The 14,592-nt window shown below is 64.2% G+C and carries 15 protein-coding genes; 9 read left to right on the forward strand and 6 right to left on the reverse strand.

The genetic code is table 11. The features are described 5' to 3' along the window. Positions 1–8: 8 nt before the first annotated feature. Both P6U25_RS24735 and P6U25_RS24740 read right to left on the reverse strand, forming a co-directional pair. Entirely contained in the window at positions 9–758 is a 750-nt protein-coding gene (locus P6U25_RS24735; RefSeq protein ID WP_407147375.1) for a peptidoglycan-binding protein, read from the reverse strand. Then, a complete protein-coding gene (locus P6U25_RS24740; protein ID WP_407152603.1) occupies positions 751–2,559 on the reverse strand; it encodes a PAS domain-containing sensor histidine kinase in 1,809 nt (602 codons plus the stop codon). Before P6U25_RS24740 ends, P6U25_RS24735 begins: the two co-directional genes overlap by 8 nt. A 426-nt stretch (positions 2,560–2,985) precedes the next feature. Here P6U25_RS24740 and P6U25_RS24745 point away from each other — a divergent pair, with 426 nt between their 5' ends. Both P6U25_RS24745 and P6U25_RS24750 read left to right on the forward strand, forming a co-directional pair. Further along, positions 2,986–3,375 (forward strand): DUF5330 domain-containing protein, encoded by a 390-nt coding sequence (locus tag P6U25_RS24745; RefSeq protein ID WP_407147376.1) that lies wholly within the window; start codon positions 2,986–2,988, stop codon positions 3,373–3,375. Positions 3,376–3,465: 90 nt separating this feature from the next. Next, positions 3,466–3,897, forward strand: a complete 432-nt coding sequence (locus P6U25_RS24750) for a SufE family protein (protein ID WP_407147377.1) — start codon at positions 3,466–3,468, stop codon at positions 3,895–3,897. 32 nt (positions 3,898–3,929) lie between these two features. Here the strand turns inward: P6U25_RS24750 and P6U25_RS24755 are convergent, their stop codons facing one another. After that, positions 3,930–4,343 carry a MucR family transcriptional regulator gene (locus tag P6U25_RS24755; protein ID WP_407147378.1) on the reverse strand — a complete coding sequence of 138 codons (414 nt, stop codon included), beginning with the start codon at positions 4,341–4,343 and terminating at the stop codon, positions 3,930–3,932. 176 nt (positions 4,344–4,519) lie between these two features. Continuing rightward, positions 4,520–5,401, reverse strand: a complete 882-nt coding sequence (locus P6U25_RS24760) for a DUF308 domain-containing protein (protein ID WP_407147379.1) — start codon at positions 5,399–5,401, stop codon at positions 4,520–4,522. Positions 5,402–5,740: 339 nt separating this feature from the next. Between P6U25_RS24760 and P6U25_RS24765 the strand changes: the two genes are divergently transcribed. After that, a complete protein-coding gene (locus P6U25_RS24765; RefSeq protein WP_407147380.1) occupies positions 5,741–7,390 on the forward strand; it encodes a glycosyltransferase family 39 protein in 1,650 nt (549 codons plus the stop codon). A 185-nt stretch (positions 7,391–7,575) separates the two neighbouring features. After that, positions 7,576–8,355 (forward strand): class II aldolase/adducin family protein, encoded by a 780-nt coding sequence (locus tag P6U25_RS24770; protein WP_407147381.1) that lies wholly within the window; start codon positions 7,576–7,578, stop codon positions 8,353–8,355. Between the two features lie 103 nt (positions 8,356–8,458). On the opposite strand, the gene P6U25_RS24775 is transcribed toward P6U25_RS24770, so the two are convergent. Beyond that, positions 8,459–9,859: a M20/M25/M40 family metallo-hydrolase gene (locus P6U25_RS24775; RefSeq protein WP_407147382.1), complete on the reverse strand. Its 1,401-nt coding sequence runs from the start codon at positions 9,857–9,859 to the stop codon at positions 8,459–8,461. 100 nt (positions 9,860–9,959) lie between these two features. Then, complete coding sequence (locus P6U25_RS24780; RefSeq protein ID WP_407147383.1) at positions 9,960–11,573, reverse strand: helicase HerA-like domain-containing protein; 1,614 nt, start codon at positions 11,571–11,573, stop codon at positions 9,960–9,962. Between the two features lie 336 nt (positions 11,574–11,909). Here P6U25_RS24780 and P6U25_RS24785 point away from each other — a divergent pair, with 336 nt between their 5' ends. The 5 genes from P6U25_RS24785 (at position 11,910) to folK (ending at position 14,533) form a co-directional block, all read left to right on the forward strand. After that, entirely contained in the window at positions 11,910–12,275 is a 366-nt protein-coding gene (locus tag P6U25_RS24785) for a DUF2267 domain-containing protein (protein ID WP_407147384.1), read from the forward strand. 52 nt (positions 12,276–12,327) lie between these two features. Further along, positions 12,328–12,735: a DUF4332 domain-containing protein gene (locus P6U25_RS24790; protein WP_407147385.1), complete on the forward strand. Its 408-nt coding sequence runs from the start codon at positions 12,328–12,330 to the stop codon at positions 12,733–12,735. Positions 12,736–12,814: 79 nt separating this feature from the next. Continuing rightward, on the forward strand, positions 12,815–13,672 hold the full coding sequence (gene folP, locus P6U25_RS24795) for a dihydropteroate synthase (protein WP_407147386.1): 858 nt from the start codon (positions 12,815–12,817) through the stop codon (positions 13,670–13,672). Continuing rightward, positions 13,669–14,049, forward strand: a complete 381-nt coding sequence (gene folB / locus P6U25_RS24800) for a dihydroneopterin aldolase (RefSeq protein ID WP_407147387.1) — start codon at positions 13,669–13,671, stop codon at positions 14,047–14,049. Before folP ends, folB begins: the two co-directional genes overlap by 4 nt. After that, positions 14,042–14,533 carry a 2-amino-4-hydroxy-6-hydroxymethyldihydropteridine diphosphokinase gene (gene folK, locus P6U25_RS24805; protein ID WP_407147388.1) on the forward strand — a complete coding sequence of 164 codons (492 nt, stop codon included), beginning with the start codon at positions 14,042–14,044 and terminating at the stop codon, positions 14,531–14,533. Before folB ends, folK begins: the two co-directional genes overlap by 8 nt. Positions 14,534–14,592 lie beyond the last annotated feature (59 nt).

Here is a 14,592-nt window from a genome sequence, read left to right on the forward strand (position 1 = left end):
CGGCGGAATCATTCGATCGGGTGACCGATCATCGCAGAGAGCTCATGCACCAATCGATCGGACATTTGTCCGGTCACCGGGAGCCTACGCGCACGCTCGAACTTCGCGATCGCCGTCTGGGTGTCCGCGCCGATGGTGCCGGTCGGCTTGAGCTGGCCATAGCCATATTCGGTCAGCGTCCGCTGCACCGCTGCGATGCGCTTTCCGGCGGGGCTCAAGTGCGAGGTCGGGATCGGTGCCGGCGGTCGAATGACGTTGGACGGCGCGGCGGCCGGTGGCGCGGCGGTCGACTTCAGCACCAGACTGGTCATGGGGTCGGACGCCTTCGCTTCAACCGGCTTGGCTTCAGCAGGTTTTGGCTCGGCGGGTCTGGTTTCAGCGGGCCGCGTCTCCACCGGTTTCGCTTCGACCGGCTTGGACGGCTCCACGGCGGCGGGCTCGGCCGAGCGTGCGACAGCTTCAGCCGGGCGCGGACGCGGCAGCGGGCTGGCCGCGGCGGCGACCGGCGGCGGCGGCGGAAGCGTCACGACCGAACCGCCAAACATCGGCGACGGATGACGACCGGCCTGCAGGAACAGGGCATTGATCAGGATCGCAACAATGACGGCCGTTGCCAGCACGCCCGCGACCATGTCCTTCGGACTGTGCAGCAGCATGCGCAGGACGAGGCCACGTTCCTCCTCGGCCTCGATCGCCACTGCCTTGGCACCGCGGCGACGGCGCGGCGCTTCATCATCGTCCAAAGTCTTTCTAGGCACTTTTCTTCACCTGATGGGCTTGCTCTTGTAGTCCGGATCGCAGCGCGGGCTTCAGGGGTGAAACATTGCTGGATGGTTCGGAGGCTGCAGCCGGCGTGAACGCGAGCGGCAGCACGATCGATACCGTGGTGCCCTCGCCGACCTTGCTCTCCACGCTCAGTGCGCCGTGATGCAGGCCGACCAACCCCTTGACGATCGAAAGGCCAAGGCCCGTGCCCTCGTGCCGCCGCTGATAGGTCTTGCCGGCCTGGAAGAACGGATCGCCGATCCGCTTGAGGTCGTCGGCGGCAATGCCGACACCGGTGTCCGAGACACGCAGCAGCAGCCGCGATCCCTCGACCGCAGCCGATACCGTCACCCTGCCGCCGCGCTCGGTGAATTTGATGGCATTAGAGACGAGGTTGAGCACGATCTGCTTGAACGCGCGCGGATCGCCGTTCATGACCGGCAAATCATCGGGGACGCGGGTCACGAGATCGACGCCGTTCTCGCGTGCCTTCAGCGCCACCAGGTTGCAGCAACTGACCAGCGCCGGCCGCGGGAGAAACGGCTCGGGAGAAATCTCGAAATTGCCGGACTCCATCTTCGACATGTCGAGAATGCCGTTGACGACCGACAACAAGTGCTGGCCGGAGTCGTGGATGAGTTGGGCGTATTCCTTGCGGCGTGGCGCGTCGAGCCCCAGGGCATCTTCCTGCGCGATCATCTCGGAGAAGCCGATGATGGCGTTAAGAGGCGTCCGCAGTTCGTGGCTCATGGTGGCCAGGAAGCGCGTCTTCGACGCGTCCGCCTGCTCGGCGGCGGTGCGTGCCAGCTCGAGGGCTTGCTCCTGCGCCTTGCGGTCGGTGATGTCGCGGATCACGGCGACGACCTCGGCCTCGCCGGAGCCTTGATCAAGCGGACGGCAACGCATCTCGACCCAGATGAAGTCGGCCGCGGCGGTCTGTCCTCCGGCGGCGTCGCGGCGCAGCCGGAACTCGACGCTGCACGACGCGCCGCCGCGCGCGGCATCCGAAAGTGCCGTGAGATAGGCGGGGCGATCCGCGACGTGAACGCGATCGAACAGACCATGGCCCAACAGCCGCGGCGCCGTCACGCCGAGCATGATTTCGGCCGCGGGCGAAATGAAGCGCACCGCACCGTTGCGGCTGTGCCGCGACAGCACGTCACTCATGTTGTGCGCCAGCAGCCGATAGCGCTCTTCCTCGACGTAGAGCAGCGACACACTGGTGCGCGCCAATGACTCCGCGCCAAAGGCAAGCCCGGCTGCGTAGAATATCGCTGATACGACACCGAACCCGCCCAGCATGCTGTTCGCCGCAATCGCGGGCTCGGCAGCCGGCAGCATGTGATAGTATCCGAGGGCGCTCAGCAACGCCGCACAGGTCATCGCCAGCGCAAATGCAAAGGCTACCACGCGCCGCGACGCCGACAGCGCCGCCTCGATCGGAATGACGACGAGCCATACGGCCGCGAAGGACGCGATTCCGCCGGTGGTCGCCGCGATCATCATCACGAGACCGGCCAGCGCCAGCGACGACAGCACATGCGCGCCCTCGTAGCGGCCGGTGCGCGACAGGAACCACGAGAGCAGGATCGGCGCAATCAGCCAAGCGAAAGCAGCGACCTCGATCGCGGTGGGTGCACCGCGCATCGCAAGGAAGGCTGGAAAGGACGCGAGCGCAGCCAGGCTGCCGAGCAGCCGCGGCGCCATGAAGGCGCGATGGCGCGCACGCGTCAGCGCGTCATACTGCGCCGACGGATGCAGCAGCGCATCGAGGCAATCGCGGATCAGACTCACTACACTCACAGCACTCGCGCTTCGGCTCGATCGTCAGACAGACGCGCCGGAACGCCTCCTTGGTGATTGCAGGTCAACGTGTCAGAGCGAACTTAAGCGAACGCTAAGGCGAGGCGCCCCGCCACCAAACGCCATGCATTCGCGAAGCTTTGCCGCGCTATTCACCGCGCATTTGTCAGGGATGGTGAACGGCAGGTTTCCGGACCTGACGATCTATGGTTTCGAAATGGTGGACGCGGCCGATGCCGTGCATCCGGTACCGCTGGACATCATCAATCGAAAATTTACGCCGAATCAAATCAGGGCGATTTTCGGCGAGTTTACCTCAATGCAAACACTTCCGATTTATCGAGCGATGCTACGTGTGAGCCAAATGCGGCATCGACCGCATGTGAAGCAAAAGACAAGACAGACCGGGGTCGCGCCATGTTTTTCCTGTTGCGCTTGGCATTCTGGCTCGGGCTGGTGCTCGTGCTCCTGCCAAGGGACAAAACACCTGAATCGGACAATACGCCGCAGATCAGCGCATCGGACGCGGTATCGGCAGCGACTGCAACCATCAGCGACATGGGCCAGTTCTGCAAACGTCAACCCGCGGCCTGCGAGGTCGGCGGTCAGGCCGCGACCGCGATCGGCCAGCGCGCGACCGACGGAGCGCGCAAGCTGTACCAGATCATTACCGACAAGAAGGCTCCCGACCACACCGGCTCGATCGACCGAGACGATACGGACGGCGCCACGGCCGTCGCCGCATCCCGCGACACCCTGACGGCGGACGATCAGGCCATCGAATTCCACCAGCCATCGGCGCCATAACCGCAAATTAAGCCGGGAACCAGGTCCATTTCCGTCGCATTCGCGGTCCGCCTTCCTATATAACCCGCTAAGAACGAAACGCGGGCCGCAATGACGACGATCGACGACATCAGGGACAATTTCTCGCTGCTCGACGAGTGGGACGACCGTTACCGCTACGTCATCGAGCTTGGCCGCACGCTCGAGCCCCTGCCCAAGGAAGAGTATTCGACTGCAAACAAGGTGCAGGGCTGTGTCAGCCAGGTCTGGCTGTCGAAGCGGGTCGACCGCGACGCCAACGGCGAGCCACGGCTGATCTATCTCGGCGACAGCGACGCCCATATCGTGCGCGGCCTGGTCGCGATCGTGCTGACCCTGTTTTCCGGACATACCCCGAAAGAGATCCTGGCCACCGATGCGCTCGCTCTGTTCGATGAGTTCGGCTTCCGCGACCACCTGACGCCGCAGCGCTCCAACGGCCTGCGGTCAATGGTCGAGCGTATCCGCAATGATGCGCGCGAGGCGCTGGCGTCCGCCGCGTAGGGGAACCGCGGTCCACGCCGCGTCGACGCGCCCTACTTTTTCTTCCGCGCCTGCTGGCCCAGTCCCATCTTTTTGGCGAGTTGCGAACGCGCCACTGCGTAGTTCGGCGCGACCATCGGATAGTCGGCCGGCAGCCCCCATTTGTCGCGATATTGCTCCGGCGTCATGTTGTACTGCGTCCGCAAATGACGCTTGAGCGATTTGAAGCGCTTGCCGTCTTCAAGGCACACCAGATATTCCGGCGTAATCGACTTCTTCATCGATACCGCCGGCTTGGCCGGTTCCAGCGGTGTCTCGTTGCGGCCCGTCGCAACGCGTAGCAGCGCGGCGTGGACCTGGCTGATCAGGTTGGGAATATCCGAGGCGGGCGTCGGATTGTTGCTGAGATAGGCCGATACGATGTTCGCCGTCAGTTCGACCGGACTCTTGCCTGACGTTTCCGACATGGCTCAACCTTTCTCTAAGGGCGCGGCACGGCGCGCCGACCGGTCAGTATCCGGCCGCGGCAATACATGCGCAGAATCTCGTATTACTTTGCGAATATGAGCGAACGACCGGGAATCTGACAAGAATGGCGCGCCCCGGCTTCAAAGCCGGGCTTGCCGCAAGTATTGGCCTCAGCTCAAGGCCGCTGCTCCAGATGCGACCGGAGCTCGTCAATTGAGGCAAACCGCATCATGCCCTCTGGCATCTGCGCCTCGATTGAGCCGTCCGAGTAGAGCGAATAGGCCATGCCGTCGACGACACCGGACTTCAGCACCGTCACCGGGGGCTGTTCCTGCGGCGCAGGCGGGTGGCCGGGCGATGGCGGAGTGGCCTGTGTCTCGCCGAACGTCGACGGCGTGCGGGCTCCCCGCCGCGGGGCGACATCGACCGACCGCGGCCGTTCCGCCTTCGGCCAGGCATCTTCGAAGCTGGGTGAGGACTCGGTGGGCGCAGTGGGATTGGGGCGAAGTTCCGGCGACAACAGATCGGGAGGCAGCGGCTCCGCGGACCGCCCTTGGGCACGCTCGCGCTCCTTCCGCGAGGTCGAGGAAAACAACAAATTGCGTCGCTTGGGCGGCGCCGAGGCTGCCTCCGGAGCGGCCCCGGCTGGCGCGGACGGCACCTCGCCAGGGGTGCCACGGGACGCGATTTCCTCGGCCCAAGGTGGTGGCGAGGCGGCCGGAGCCGCTGCTCGGGCCAGCGGCGGAGGCACGGCCTGCGGCTCGCGCTGGAACGGAATGTCCCCCGGAACGGGGCCACGCGGGAAGCCCGGGGTCTCCGGCGGCGGGAACTCGGACCGCGCACCAACCGCAACAGTGCCCAGTCGCCGGGCGATGTTCTGGAGCTCCCGGACGGCCACGGCGATCGCCAACACGATGGCGCCGGTGCACACTCCGGTGACTCCAGCCATGATCAACGTGCTGCCGACGCTGAATTCCTTATTGGGAATTCCCAGGCCGATCGCCGCCAAGCCCGCCAGGACAAGGCCCGCGCCGACGACCAACAGAGCAACCATCATCGAACTAACCCCCGGGCGGCCCGCGTAAAAATCGGCGTAACCACCAACGCCACGATACCGTCATATTGCCCACACCGCCAACCGCCAACTGTGGACAGAGTTCCCGAAAATCTCATTACCGCCGGCAGGATAGCGCTCCTGCCGAGATCGGCGCTGGTTCTCCCGGCAACGATTCCCGTAAATCTACTGTCTACGAAATACTGCTAATTTATTGCAACGCTTCCGGGAAATTACGCCACAATTACCAATTACTTGGTGATGGAACTGCGCTATATGGACGCCGGGGAATGAGGCCCTAAAAGCGCCAACTGGGCCAAAGGGACGCCGGTACCGCTAGCCATGTCATCCATAACGACGTCTGCCATCGATACGCCTGCGCGGCGCTCGGTGGAAAAGACTTGCGACGATCTCGCCATTCTCGTCCTCGGCGTGGTCGCCGTGATCGCTGGTCTCACCTTTCGCGATTACGGACTGGGCTGGGACGACTACACCCACGCCGAATACGCCGACCTCCTGCTGCGCATGTATGCTTCCGGCTTCAAGGACACCGGCGCACTGTCCTTTGCCAACCTCTACATGTACGGCGGCGGCTTCGATATGGCGGCCGCCTTGCTGCACAAGATCGTTCCGCTGGAGCTGTTTGAGACGCGCCGGCTGGTCGGCGCCATCGTCGGCGTGATCGGGCTCGCGGTCACTTGGCGCCTGGCACGTCGCGTCGGCGGTCCGCTGGCCGGACTGGCGGCGCTCCTGCTGCTGGCGCTGTGTCCGACCTTCTACGGTCATATGTTCATGAACCCGAAGGATGCGCCGTTTGCCGTGGCGATGATCATCCTGATCATGGGCCTCGTCCGCTTGGCGGAAGAATATCCGGCTCCCTCGCCACGCACGGTCCTGATCGTCGGCTTCGGCGCCGGCCTGTCGCTCGGATGCCGGGTGCTCGGCGGGCTCGCGCTGATCTATGCGGCCATCGGCTTCATCCCGCTATGGATCGATGAGTGCCGCAATCAGGGCACGGGTGAGGCGCTGCGCCGCTTCGCGCATGTGGTCTACGTGCTGCTGCCGGGGCTCGCGTTCGGCTATCTCGTGATGGGCCTGATCTGGCCCTGGTCGATCATGGAGCCCGGCCATCCGCTGGAAGCGGTGACGTACTTCTCGCACTTCTTCGAGAAGCCGTGGAAGGAGATGTTCGACGGCGCGCTGGTGTCGGTGCCGGACATGCCCTGGTCCTATTTGCCGACCCTGTTCGCGCTGCAGCTTCCCGAGGTGCTGCTGGTGCTGCTGATCGCGGCCGTCGTCATCGCCTTGATGTCGCTGTCGCGCAAGGAGGTGCCGGCGCGGCGCAAGACCATCATGCTGATGCTGACGCTGGCGGCCATGCTGCCGCTCGTCATCGCGATGGTGAAGCGGCCGGCGCTCTACAACGGCATCCGTCATTTCATCTTCGTGATCCCGCCGATGACTGTGCTGGCCGGCGTCGCATTCGCGCGTGGAGTCGACTGGCTCGGCGAAAATCGCCGCGCCTGGCAGCCGGCCGCGCTCGCCGTGTTCGCGTTCGGCCTGCTGCTGCCGCTCAGCGAAATGATCCGCCTGCACCCGTATCAGTACACGCACTTCAACCACATCGCCGGCACGGTGCGGACCGCCGACAACTACTTCATGCTGGACTATTGGGGCCTCGCGCTAAAACAGGCTTCCGATGGGCTGCGCGAGCAGTTGGCCGAGCGGCAGGAGGTCCCGCCGCAGGACCGCAAATGGAAGGTCGCGGTCTGCGGTCCGCAGAGACCGGCCCAGGTCGCGCTCGGTCCCGACTTCACGATCGGCTGGGACAGCAACGGCGCCGACTTCGCCATGACGCTCGGCGAGTTCTACTGCAAGGGTCTGGCGGCGCCCGTGCTGGTCGAGATCAAGCGCGACGATGTGGTATTCGCCCGCGTCTATGATATCCGCGGTCGCAGCATCTCCAGCCTGCTCACGATCCCGGCTCCCTGAGCGCCGACGCCGGCACAGCATGTCCATCGCGCTTAGAGGCGGTGTCGGAGCATGATCGTTCCCGATCATGCCGCAGCCGTCACACGACGGCATGACTGTCACGCCGGAGCGCGATCTTGCTGGGGTCAGCCCGCAACGCTAGGCTTCCCTCGAACAGCAGCAGCCATCAACGGAGCAGATCGACCATGTCGCCAGCAGAAGCGCGCCTGAAGGAAGTGCCATCGGATATGAGCGCTGCGGAGTGGGAGCAACGGGTCAACCTCGCCGCCTGCTACCGCCTGGTTGCCCTCTATGGCTGGGACGATCTGGTCGACACTCACATCTCCGCGCGGGTGCCCGGACCGGACCATCACTTCCTGATCAACCCCTACGGCCTGATGTTCGACGAAATCACCGCGTCGAGCCTGGTCAAGGTCGATCTCGACGGCAACCAGCTTTCCAAGAGCGAGTACAGCATCAATCCGGCCGGCTTCACTATTCATTCCGCCATCCACGAGGTGCGCGAGGATGCCGGTTGCGTGCTCCATCTGCACACGATCGACGGCACCGCGGTGTCGTCGAGCCCCGAGGGACTGCTGCCGCTGAACCAGACAGCGCAGCTCGTCACCCATGACCTCGCCTATCACGACTACGAAGGCATTGCACTTGACCATGACGAGCGCCCGCGCCTCCAGCGCGATCTCGGCAACAAGAACCACATGCTGCTGCGCAATCACGGCACGCTGACGGTCGGCCGCTCGGTCGCCTCGGCGTTCGAGCGCATGTACCATCTGGAGCGGGCCTGCTCGATGCAGGTGGCGACCCGCGCGCTCGGGGCAAGCGCCTATCCTGTGGAACAGCAGGCGATCGACAAGAACACCGAGCTCTTGTCCAACCCCGATCGCGCCGAGCTGCGCTCGACCCAGCTTGTATGGCCGCCGCTGTTGCGCAAGCTCGACCGCGTCAATCCCGGCTACCGCAGTTGAATTTTCACAATCTTCGCATAGATTAGCGGCAACACCCTCTGCACTATCGGAATCAAACGCCGCCCAATTCCGGGCGGCGTTTTTGCATTGGGCGGGTGCTGCCCTATTTGGAATCGACGAAGGCCGCGAGAATCCGCGCCCACGAGCGGATGCCCTTGTGGAAGCTCTTGAGGTCGTACTTCTCGTTCGGCGAATGGATGTTGTCGTCGTCGAGGCCGAAGCCGACCAGCACGCTGTCGAGGCCGAGCGTGCGCTTGAAGTCGGCAACGATTGGGATCGAGGCGCCGGAGCCGATCAGCAGCGCCTCCTTGCCCCATTCGTCTGTCAGCGCGCGCCGGGCGGCCGCGAGCGGCTTCATGTTCCAGTCGAGTGCGATCGCCGGTGCAACGGAGTGGTCGGTGAACTCCGCCTTGCAGTCCGCCGGCAGGCGCGCCCTGACGTAATCGCGGAACGCCTGCAGGATCTTTCCCGGGTCTTGTCCCTCGACGAGGCGGAACGAGATTTTGGCCGACGCCTCGGCCGGGATCACGGTCTTCGAGCCTTCGCCGGTATAGCCGCCGATGATGCCATTGATGTCGCAGGTCGGACGCGAGGACACCTGCTCGATCAAGAGTCTGTCCTTCTCGCCGGCCGGCACCGAGAGGCCGATCGGCTTCAGGAAACTTTCCGGCGTCAGGTTGAGCTTCTTCCACTGCGCCAGGATATCCGGCGGCAGATCCTTCACGCCGTCATAGAAACCGGGGATGGTGATGTGACCGTTCTCGTCGTGCAGGCCACCGAGGATGCGCGTCAGCACGCGAATCGGATTCTGCGCACCGCCGCCGAACACGCCGGAATGCAGGTCGCGATTGGCGGCTTTGATCTTGACCTCGTCATACACCAGTCCGCGCAACGCGGTCGTGATCGCCGGCGTGTTCGGATCCCACATGCCGGTGTCGCAGACCAGCGCGAAGTCGGCCTTCAGCTCGGCCTTGTTCGCCTCCAGGAACGGCACGAAGTTCTTCGAGCCGACCTCCTCCTCGCCCTCGATGATGACGGTGATGTCGACCGGCAACGACCCCGTCACAGTCTTCCAGGCACGGCACGCCTCGACGAAGGTCATCAACTGTCCCTTGTCGTCCTCGGCGCCGCGCGCGACGATGATCTTGCGGCCGTCAGCGTGGTCGGTGACCACAGGCTCGAACGGCGGCCGATGCCAGAGGTTCAGGGGATCGACCGGCTGCACGTCGTAATGGCCGTAGAACAGCACATGCGGGCGCCCGTCGGTGCTGCCGGTGAACTTGCCGACCACGGCCGGATGGCCCGCGGTCGATCGCACCTCGGCCTGGAAGCCGAGCGCTGCGAGATCCGCTGCGAGATGACTGGCGGCCGCCTTGCAGTCCTTGGCGAAAGCCGGGTCGGCCGAGATTGACTTGATCCTCAGAAGCGTGAACAGCCGCTCGAGGCTGTTGTCGAAATCGGCGTCGATGTGGTCGAGGACCGGCTGCAGCTTGGCGTTGGACATCGCGGACATCCTGTTGGTGAACGTAGCACCGGGTTGTAGCCCGGCGGCCGCCGCAGGCAAAGCGCCGGCCCGCATTCGTCGCGGGACCCGGCGCGGGACGCTATCGGCGCAGCAGTCCGCCGAGCGCACCGCGCACGATCGAGCGACCGATCGACCCGCCGATGGAGCCGCCGACCGACTTGCCGAGATCGGCAACCACGCCGCCGACCACCTTGTTTGTGACCGAGCGGGTGACATTGCGCGCGATCAACTGGCCGGTCGACAGCCGGCCACGCTTGACATTGGTCCCGAAGATCGCGCCGGCGATTGCGCCGATGTGACCGAGAATGCCGCCATCCTCCGTCCCTTCCGCCGGCGCCGCCGTTCCGGCAAGACGCTTCTGGATGATCTCGTAGGCGGATTCGGCGTCGATCGCGGTGTCGTATTTGCCCTTCACCGGGCTCGCATCCATGATCGCCTTGCGCTCCTCGGGCGTGATCGGTCCGATCCGTGCCGATGGCGGCCGAACCAGGATGCGCTCGACCATCGACGGCGTGCCGCCGCCCTCGAGGAACGAGACCAGCGCCTCGCCTTTGCCGAGCTCCATGATGACGCGCGCGGTGTTGAGCTTCGGATTGGGCCGGAACGTTTCCGCGGCCGCTGCAACGGCCTTCTGGTCACGTGGCGTGAAGGCGCGCAGCGCGTGCTGTACGCGGTTGCCGAGTTGCGCCAGCACCTTGTCCGGCACGTCGATCGGATTTTGCGTAACGAAGTAGACGCCGACGCCCTTGGAGCGGATCAGCCGCACCACCTGCTCGATCTTGTCCATCAGCGCCTTTGGCGCATCGTTGAATAACAGATGCGCCTCGTCGAAGAAGAACACCAGCTTCGGCTTCGGCAGGTCGCCGGCCTCAGGCAATTCCTCGAACAACTCCGAGAGCATCCAGAGCAGGAACGTGGCGTAAAGCCGCGGGCTCTGCATCAGCTTGTCGGCAACGAGAATGTTGACCATGCCGCGGCCGTCACGATCAGTTCGCATGAAATCCTTCAGCGACAGCGCCGGCTCGCCGAAGAATTTCGTGCCGCCCTGGTTCTCGAGCACCAGGAGCTCACGTTGAATGGTGCCGACCGTCGCCTTCGACACGTTGCCGTAGCTTTGTGCGGCCTTGCGCAGCGCCGCCAGCGCATCTTCCTCGTCGTCGCCCGCCTTCTTGCTGCCGTCGGGAGCGATCGCATCGAGCAGGGCGCGCAGATCCTTCATGTCGATCAGCGCCAGGCCGTTCTCGTCGGCGACACGGAAGGCAACGTTGAGCACGCCTTCCTGCACGTCGTTGAGATCGAGCATCCGCGAGAGCAGCAGCGGCCCCATCTCGGTGACGGTGGCGCGCACCGGGTGGCCCTGCTCGCCGAACACGTCCCAGAAAACCGTCGAGAATTGATCCGGCTGGAAGGTCAGCCCCATTTCCTTGGCGCGCTTGGCAATAAAATCTTTGGCTTCACCGACTTCGGAGATGCCGGAAAGATCGCCTTTGATATCGGCCGCGAAGACCGGGACACCAGCACGCGCAAACCCTTCTGCCATGACTTGCAGCGAGACCGTCTTGCCCGTTCCCGTCGCGCCGGTCACAAGACCGTGCCGGTTGGCCAGTGCGAGCGTCAGCCACGCTGTCTCGTCACCCTTGCCGATAAAGATCTTCTCGTCGGTATCGGCCAGCTTGTTGTCGGAAGTTGCCATCGCTTCGTCTCTTCGCGCAGATTAGATCGGCTTCAGTTACCGAACCACAACAATCATATTGCATCTTGCCGGTCGAATGAAACTGCCAGCGCACGCTGACTCTATTGTCGCCCCGGAGGTTCCTCATACTTTCTTCCCTGTCGCGTGAAGAAAAGGATTGCGCATTGCGACAAGATGGCGTGAATCCGGCGCTCACTCTTGCATCGGTGCAACACTCGCAATGCGATCGAAAAAGAAAGCGGACTGAAATGCGCGGATCGCTTGTATTTCGTGGCACAGGCGCTCAAGATGAATTGTTAAGAAGTATCCGGCAAGAACCGGATGAGGCGGGGCAAGATGGACGAACTGGTTGGACGGCTGGCCGCGAAGGCCGGCATTGATGGCGTTGTCGCTGAGAAAACCATCGGCATCGTCCTTGGTTTCCTCCGTAACGAGGGACCTTCCGACAAAGTCCAGGCTCTCATCGACCAAATCCCCGGCGCCGAAGCGGCAATCGCCGCATCCAGCAACAGCGGTGGTCTATCGCGGTTGATGGGTGGCGGACTGATGGCTGTCGGCACCCGACTGATGGCGCTCGGCTTGAGCATGAGCGAAATTCAAAATGTCGCGCGTGAACTTTTCGTGTTCGGCCGCGACAAAATCGGAGCCGATCAAATGGGCGAGATCATCTCGGGGACGCCGGGCCTCAGCCAGTTTGCCTGAAGCACCTCTCACGCCTTGCCGATACGCTCCCTTCTACCTGCATACGAGTATCATGACATACCCCCTCTCCGAGATCGAAGGCCTGTCCCCCTATTGCGCAGCAAAACTGAAATCACAGGGTATCCGCACGACCGAAGCGCTGCTTGAAGCCGCCCGCACCGTCAAGGGACGCAAGGCGCTCGCGGCCAAGACCGGAATCAGCGAGCAGCAATTGCTCGAATGGGCCAACATCTCTGACTACATGCGGATTCCCGGTATGGGCAGGGCGAAGGTTGGCCTGATGCGCGCCGCCGGCGTCACCACCGTGCGCGAGCTCGCGCACCGCAATCCGTCGCGGCTGGCGCAGAGCATGAAGGACGCCAATCTCAAGCGGAAGCTCGTTCGCGTCATGCCGTCCGAGAAGTCGGTCGAGTTGCTCATCGAGCAGGCACGCAAGCTGCCTCCCAAGATCACCTACTAGCCCCGCCTGAAGGCTACGGGTCGCCACCGGGCGCCGGCCATGCCTTGACTTGCCGGCGCTGTCAGCGCAAAGCGACCGCATGATGGCGACCAAGCCCATAGCGTCAGCCGCGGCCGGCCCGACCGGACGCGCGCTGCTGCCGGCGTTGCTGTCCAAGCCCTATCCAGCCGTGATGGGCATATTGAACGTGACGCCGGATTCATTCTCGGATGGCGGCCGGTTCATTACACCCGAGCACGCGCTGGCGCAGGCCCGCAAGCTGATCGCTGACGGCGCCGACATCATCGATATCGGCGCGGAGTCGACCCGCCCGTACGGTTCTCAGCCGGTCTCGGCGGACGACGAGTTGAAGCGGCTGAAGCCGGCGCTGCCCGACGTCGTCGCGCTCGGCGTACCGGTCTCGATCGACAGCCTGAAGTCGGAGGTCGTCGCCTGGGCGCTCGACCAGGGCGCCGCGATCGCCAATGACGTCTGGGGCCTGCAGCGCGATAGCGGCATGGCCCCTCTCGTCGCTGCCCGCGGCGTGCCCGTGATCATCATGCACAACCGCGAGCGCGCCGATCCGGCCATCGACATCATGCGGGACATCGCCGCATTCTTTACCCGCTCGCTCGACATTGCGGCCAGGGCCGGCATATCGTCCGACCAGATCGTGCTCGATCCCGGCATCGGCTTCGGCAAGACCCAGGAGCAGAGCATGATGGTGCTGGCGCGACTCTCCGAGCTCGACACGTTCCACCTGCCGGTGCTGGTCGGCGCATCGCGCAAGCGCTTCATCAGCACGATTGTGCCGTCGGAGCCGCAAGAGCGGGTCGGCGGTTCGATCGCGGCGCATCTGATCGCCGCGCAGAACGGCGCCCGCATCATCCGCGCGCATGATGTCGCGGAGACCGTTCAGGCGCTGCGGGTGGCCGCGGCAATCGAGGGACAGCAATGACCGATACGATCTTCATCACCGGGATCGTCATCCATGCCCGTCATGGCGTGATGGAACATGAGACCGAGGTCGGGCAGCGTTTCGTCATCGACCTCGAACTCTATACCGACCTCTCGGAGTCCTCGCGCACCGACCGCCTGTCCGACACCGTGTCTTATTCCAACGTGGTGGCGACCGCGACGTCGGCATTCAAGACCACCAACTACAAGCTCCTGGAGCGCGCCGCCGGTGCGGTGGCCGACGACATCCTCAGCGCATTTCCGCGCATCAGGGCCGTCAAGGTGACGGTGCACAAGCCGCACGCTCCGATTGCCGCGATCTTCGACGACGTCGGCGTGGTGCTGACGCGCTCACGGCATCCGCCGGCTCATGGCTAGCGTCCTGATCGCGCTCGGCGGCAATGTCGGCGACGTCCGCGCGACGTTCCGCAAAGCCATCGCCAATATCTGCGGCATGGCGCAGGCAGCCCTGCTGGCGCGCTCGTCGGATTATTCGACGCCACCCTGGGGGGAGGAGCAGCAGCAGAGCTTCATCAACGCCTGCATCGAGATCGAGACGAGCCTCGACCCGCATGCGCTGCTGTTCACGCTGCACAAGATCGAGACCAGGTTCGGCCGCGATCGCGCCAACGAACGGCGCTGGGGGCCGCGCACCCTCGACCTCGACATGATCGCCTATGACGACATCAAGCTGGACAAGCCGGAATTGACCCTGCCGCACCCGCGCCTGTTCGAGCGCGCCTTCGTGCTGGTGCCGCTGGCCGAAATCGCTCCCGATCGCCTGATCGCCGGCCGCCGTGTCGGCGAGGCGCTGGCCCAGGTTTCCACCGACGGTATTTTCCGCCTGCCGGACCTCGAATAGGGTTCAACAGCCCCAAAACAACTGTTTGGCTTGGCCGCCCGCCCGTGGCAATTTCCGGC

The organism is Bradyrhizobium sp. ORS 86, from assembly GCF_045571475.1.
Taxonomy (GTDB): domain Bacteria; phylum Pseudomonadota; class Alphaproteobacteria; order Rhizobiales; family Xanthobacteraceae; genus Bradyrhizobium.

What these genes read in the sequence shown, in the direction of transcription:
- P6U25_RS24785 (WP_407147384.1), top strand. Translation starts at nt 11,910, where the DNA reads ATGGACGAACTGGTTGGACGGCTGGCCGCGAAGGCCGGCATTGATGGC.
- folK (WP_407147388.1), top strand. Translation starts at nt 14,042, where the DNA reads ATGGCTAGCGTCCTGATCGCGCTCGGCGGCAATGTCGGCGACGTCCGC.
- P6U25_RS24765 (WP_407147380.1), top strand. Translation starts at nt 5,741, where the DNA reads ATGTCATCCATAACGACGTCTGCCATCGATACGCCTGCGCGGCGCTCG.
- folP (WP_407147386.1), top strand. Translation starts at nt 12,815, where the DNA reads ATGATGGCGACCAAGCCCATAGCGTCAGCCGCGGCCGGCCCGACCGGA.
- P6U25_RS24790 (WP_407147385.1), top strand. Translation starts at nt 12,328, where the DNA reads ATGACATACCCCCTCTCCGAGATCGAAGGCCTGTCCCCCTATTGCGCA.
- P6U25_RS24750 (WP_407147377.1), top strand. Translation starts at nt 3,466, where the DNA reads ATGACGACGATCGACGACATCAGGGACAATTTCTCGCTGCTCGACGAG.
- P6U25_RS24780 (WP_407147383.1), bottom strand. Translation starts at nt 11,573, where the DNA reads ATGGCAACTTCCGACAACAAGCTGGCCGATACCGACGAGAAGATCTTT.
- P6U25_RS24755 (WP_407147378.1), bottom strand. Translation starts at nt 4,343, where the DNA reads ATGTCGGAAACGTCAGGCAAGAGTCCGGTCGAACTGACGGCGAACATC.
- P6U25_RS24775 (WP_407147382.1), bottom strand. Translation starts at nt 9,859, where the DNA reads ATGTCCAACGCCAAGCTGCAGCCGGTCCTCGACCACATCGACGCCGAT.
- P6U25_RS24760 (WP_407147379.1), bottom strand. Translation starts at nt 5,401, where the DNA reads ATGATGGTTGCTCTGTTGGTCGTCGGCGCGGGCCTTGTCCTGGCGGGC.
- P6U25_RS24745 (WP_407147376.1), top strand. Translation starts at nt 2,986, where the DNA reads ATGTTTTTCCTGTTGCGCTTGGCATTCTGGCTCGGGCTGGTGCTCGTG.
- folB (WP_407147387.1), top strand. Translation starts at nt 13,669, where the DNA reads ATGACCGATACGATCTTCATCACCGGGATCGTCATCCATGCCCGTCAT.
- P6U25_RS24770 (WP_407147381.1), top strand. Translation starts at nt 7,576, where the DNA reads ATGTCGCCAGCAGAAGCGCGCCTGAAGGAAGTGCCATCGGATATGAGC.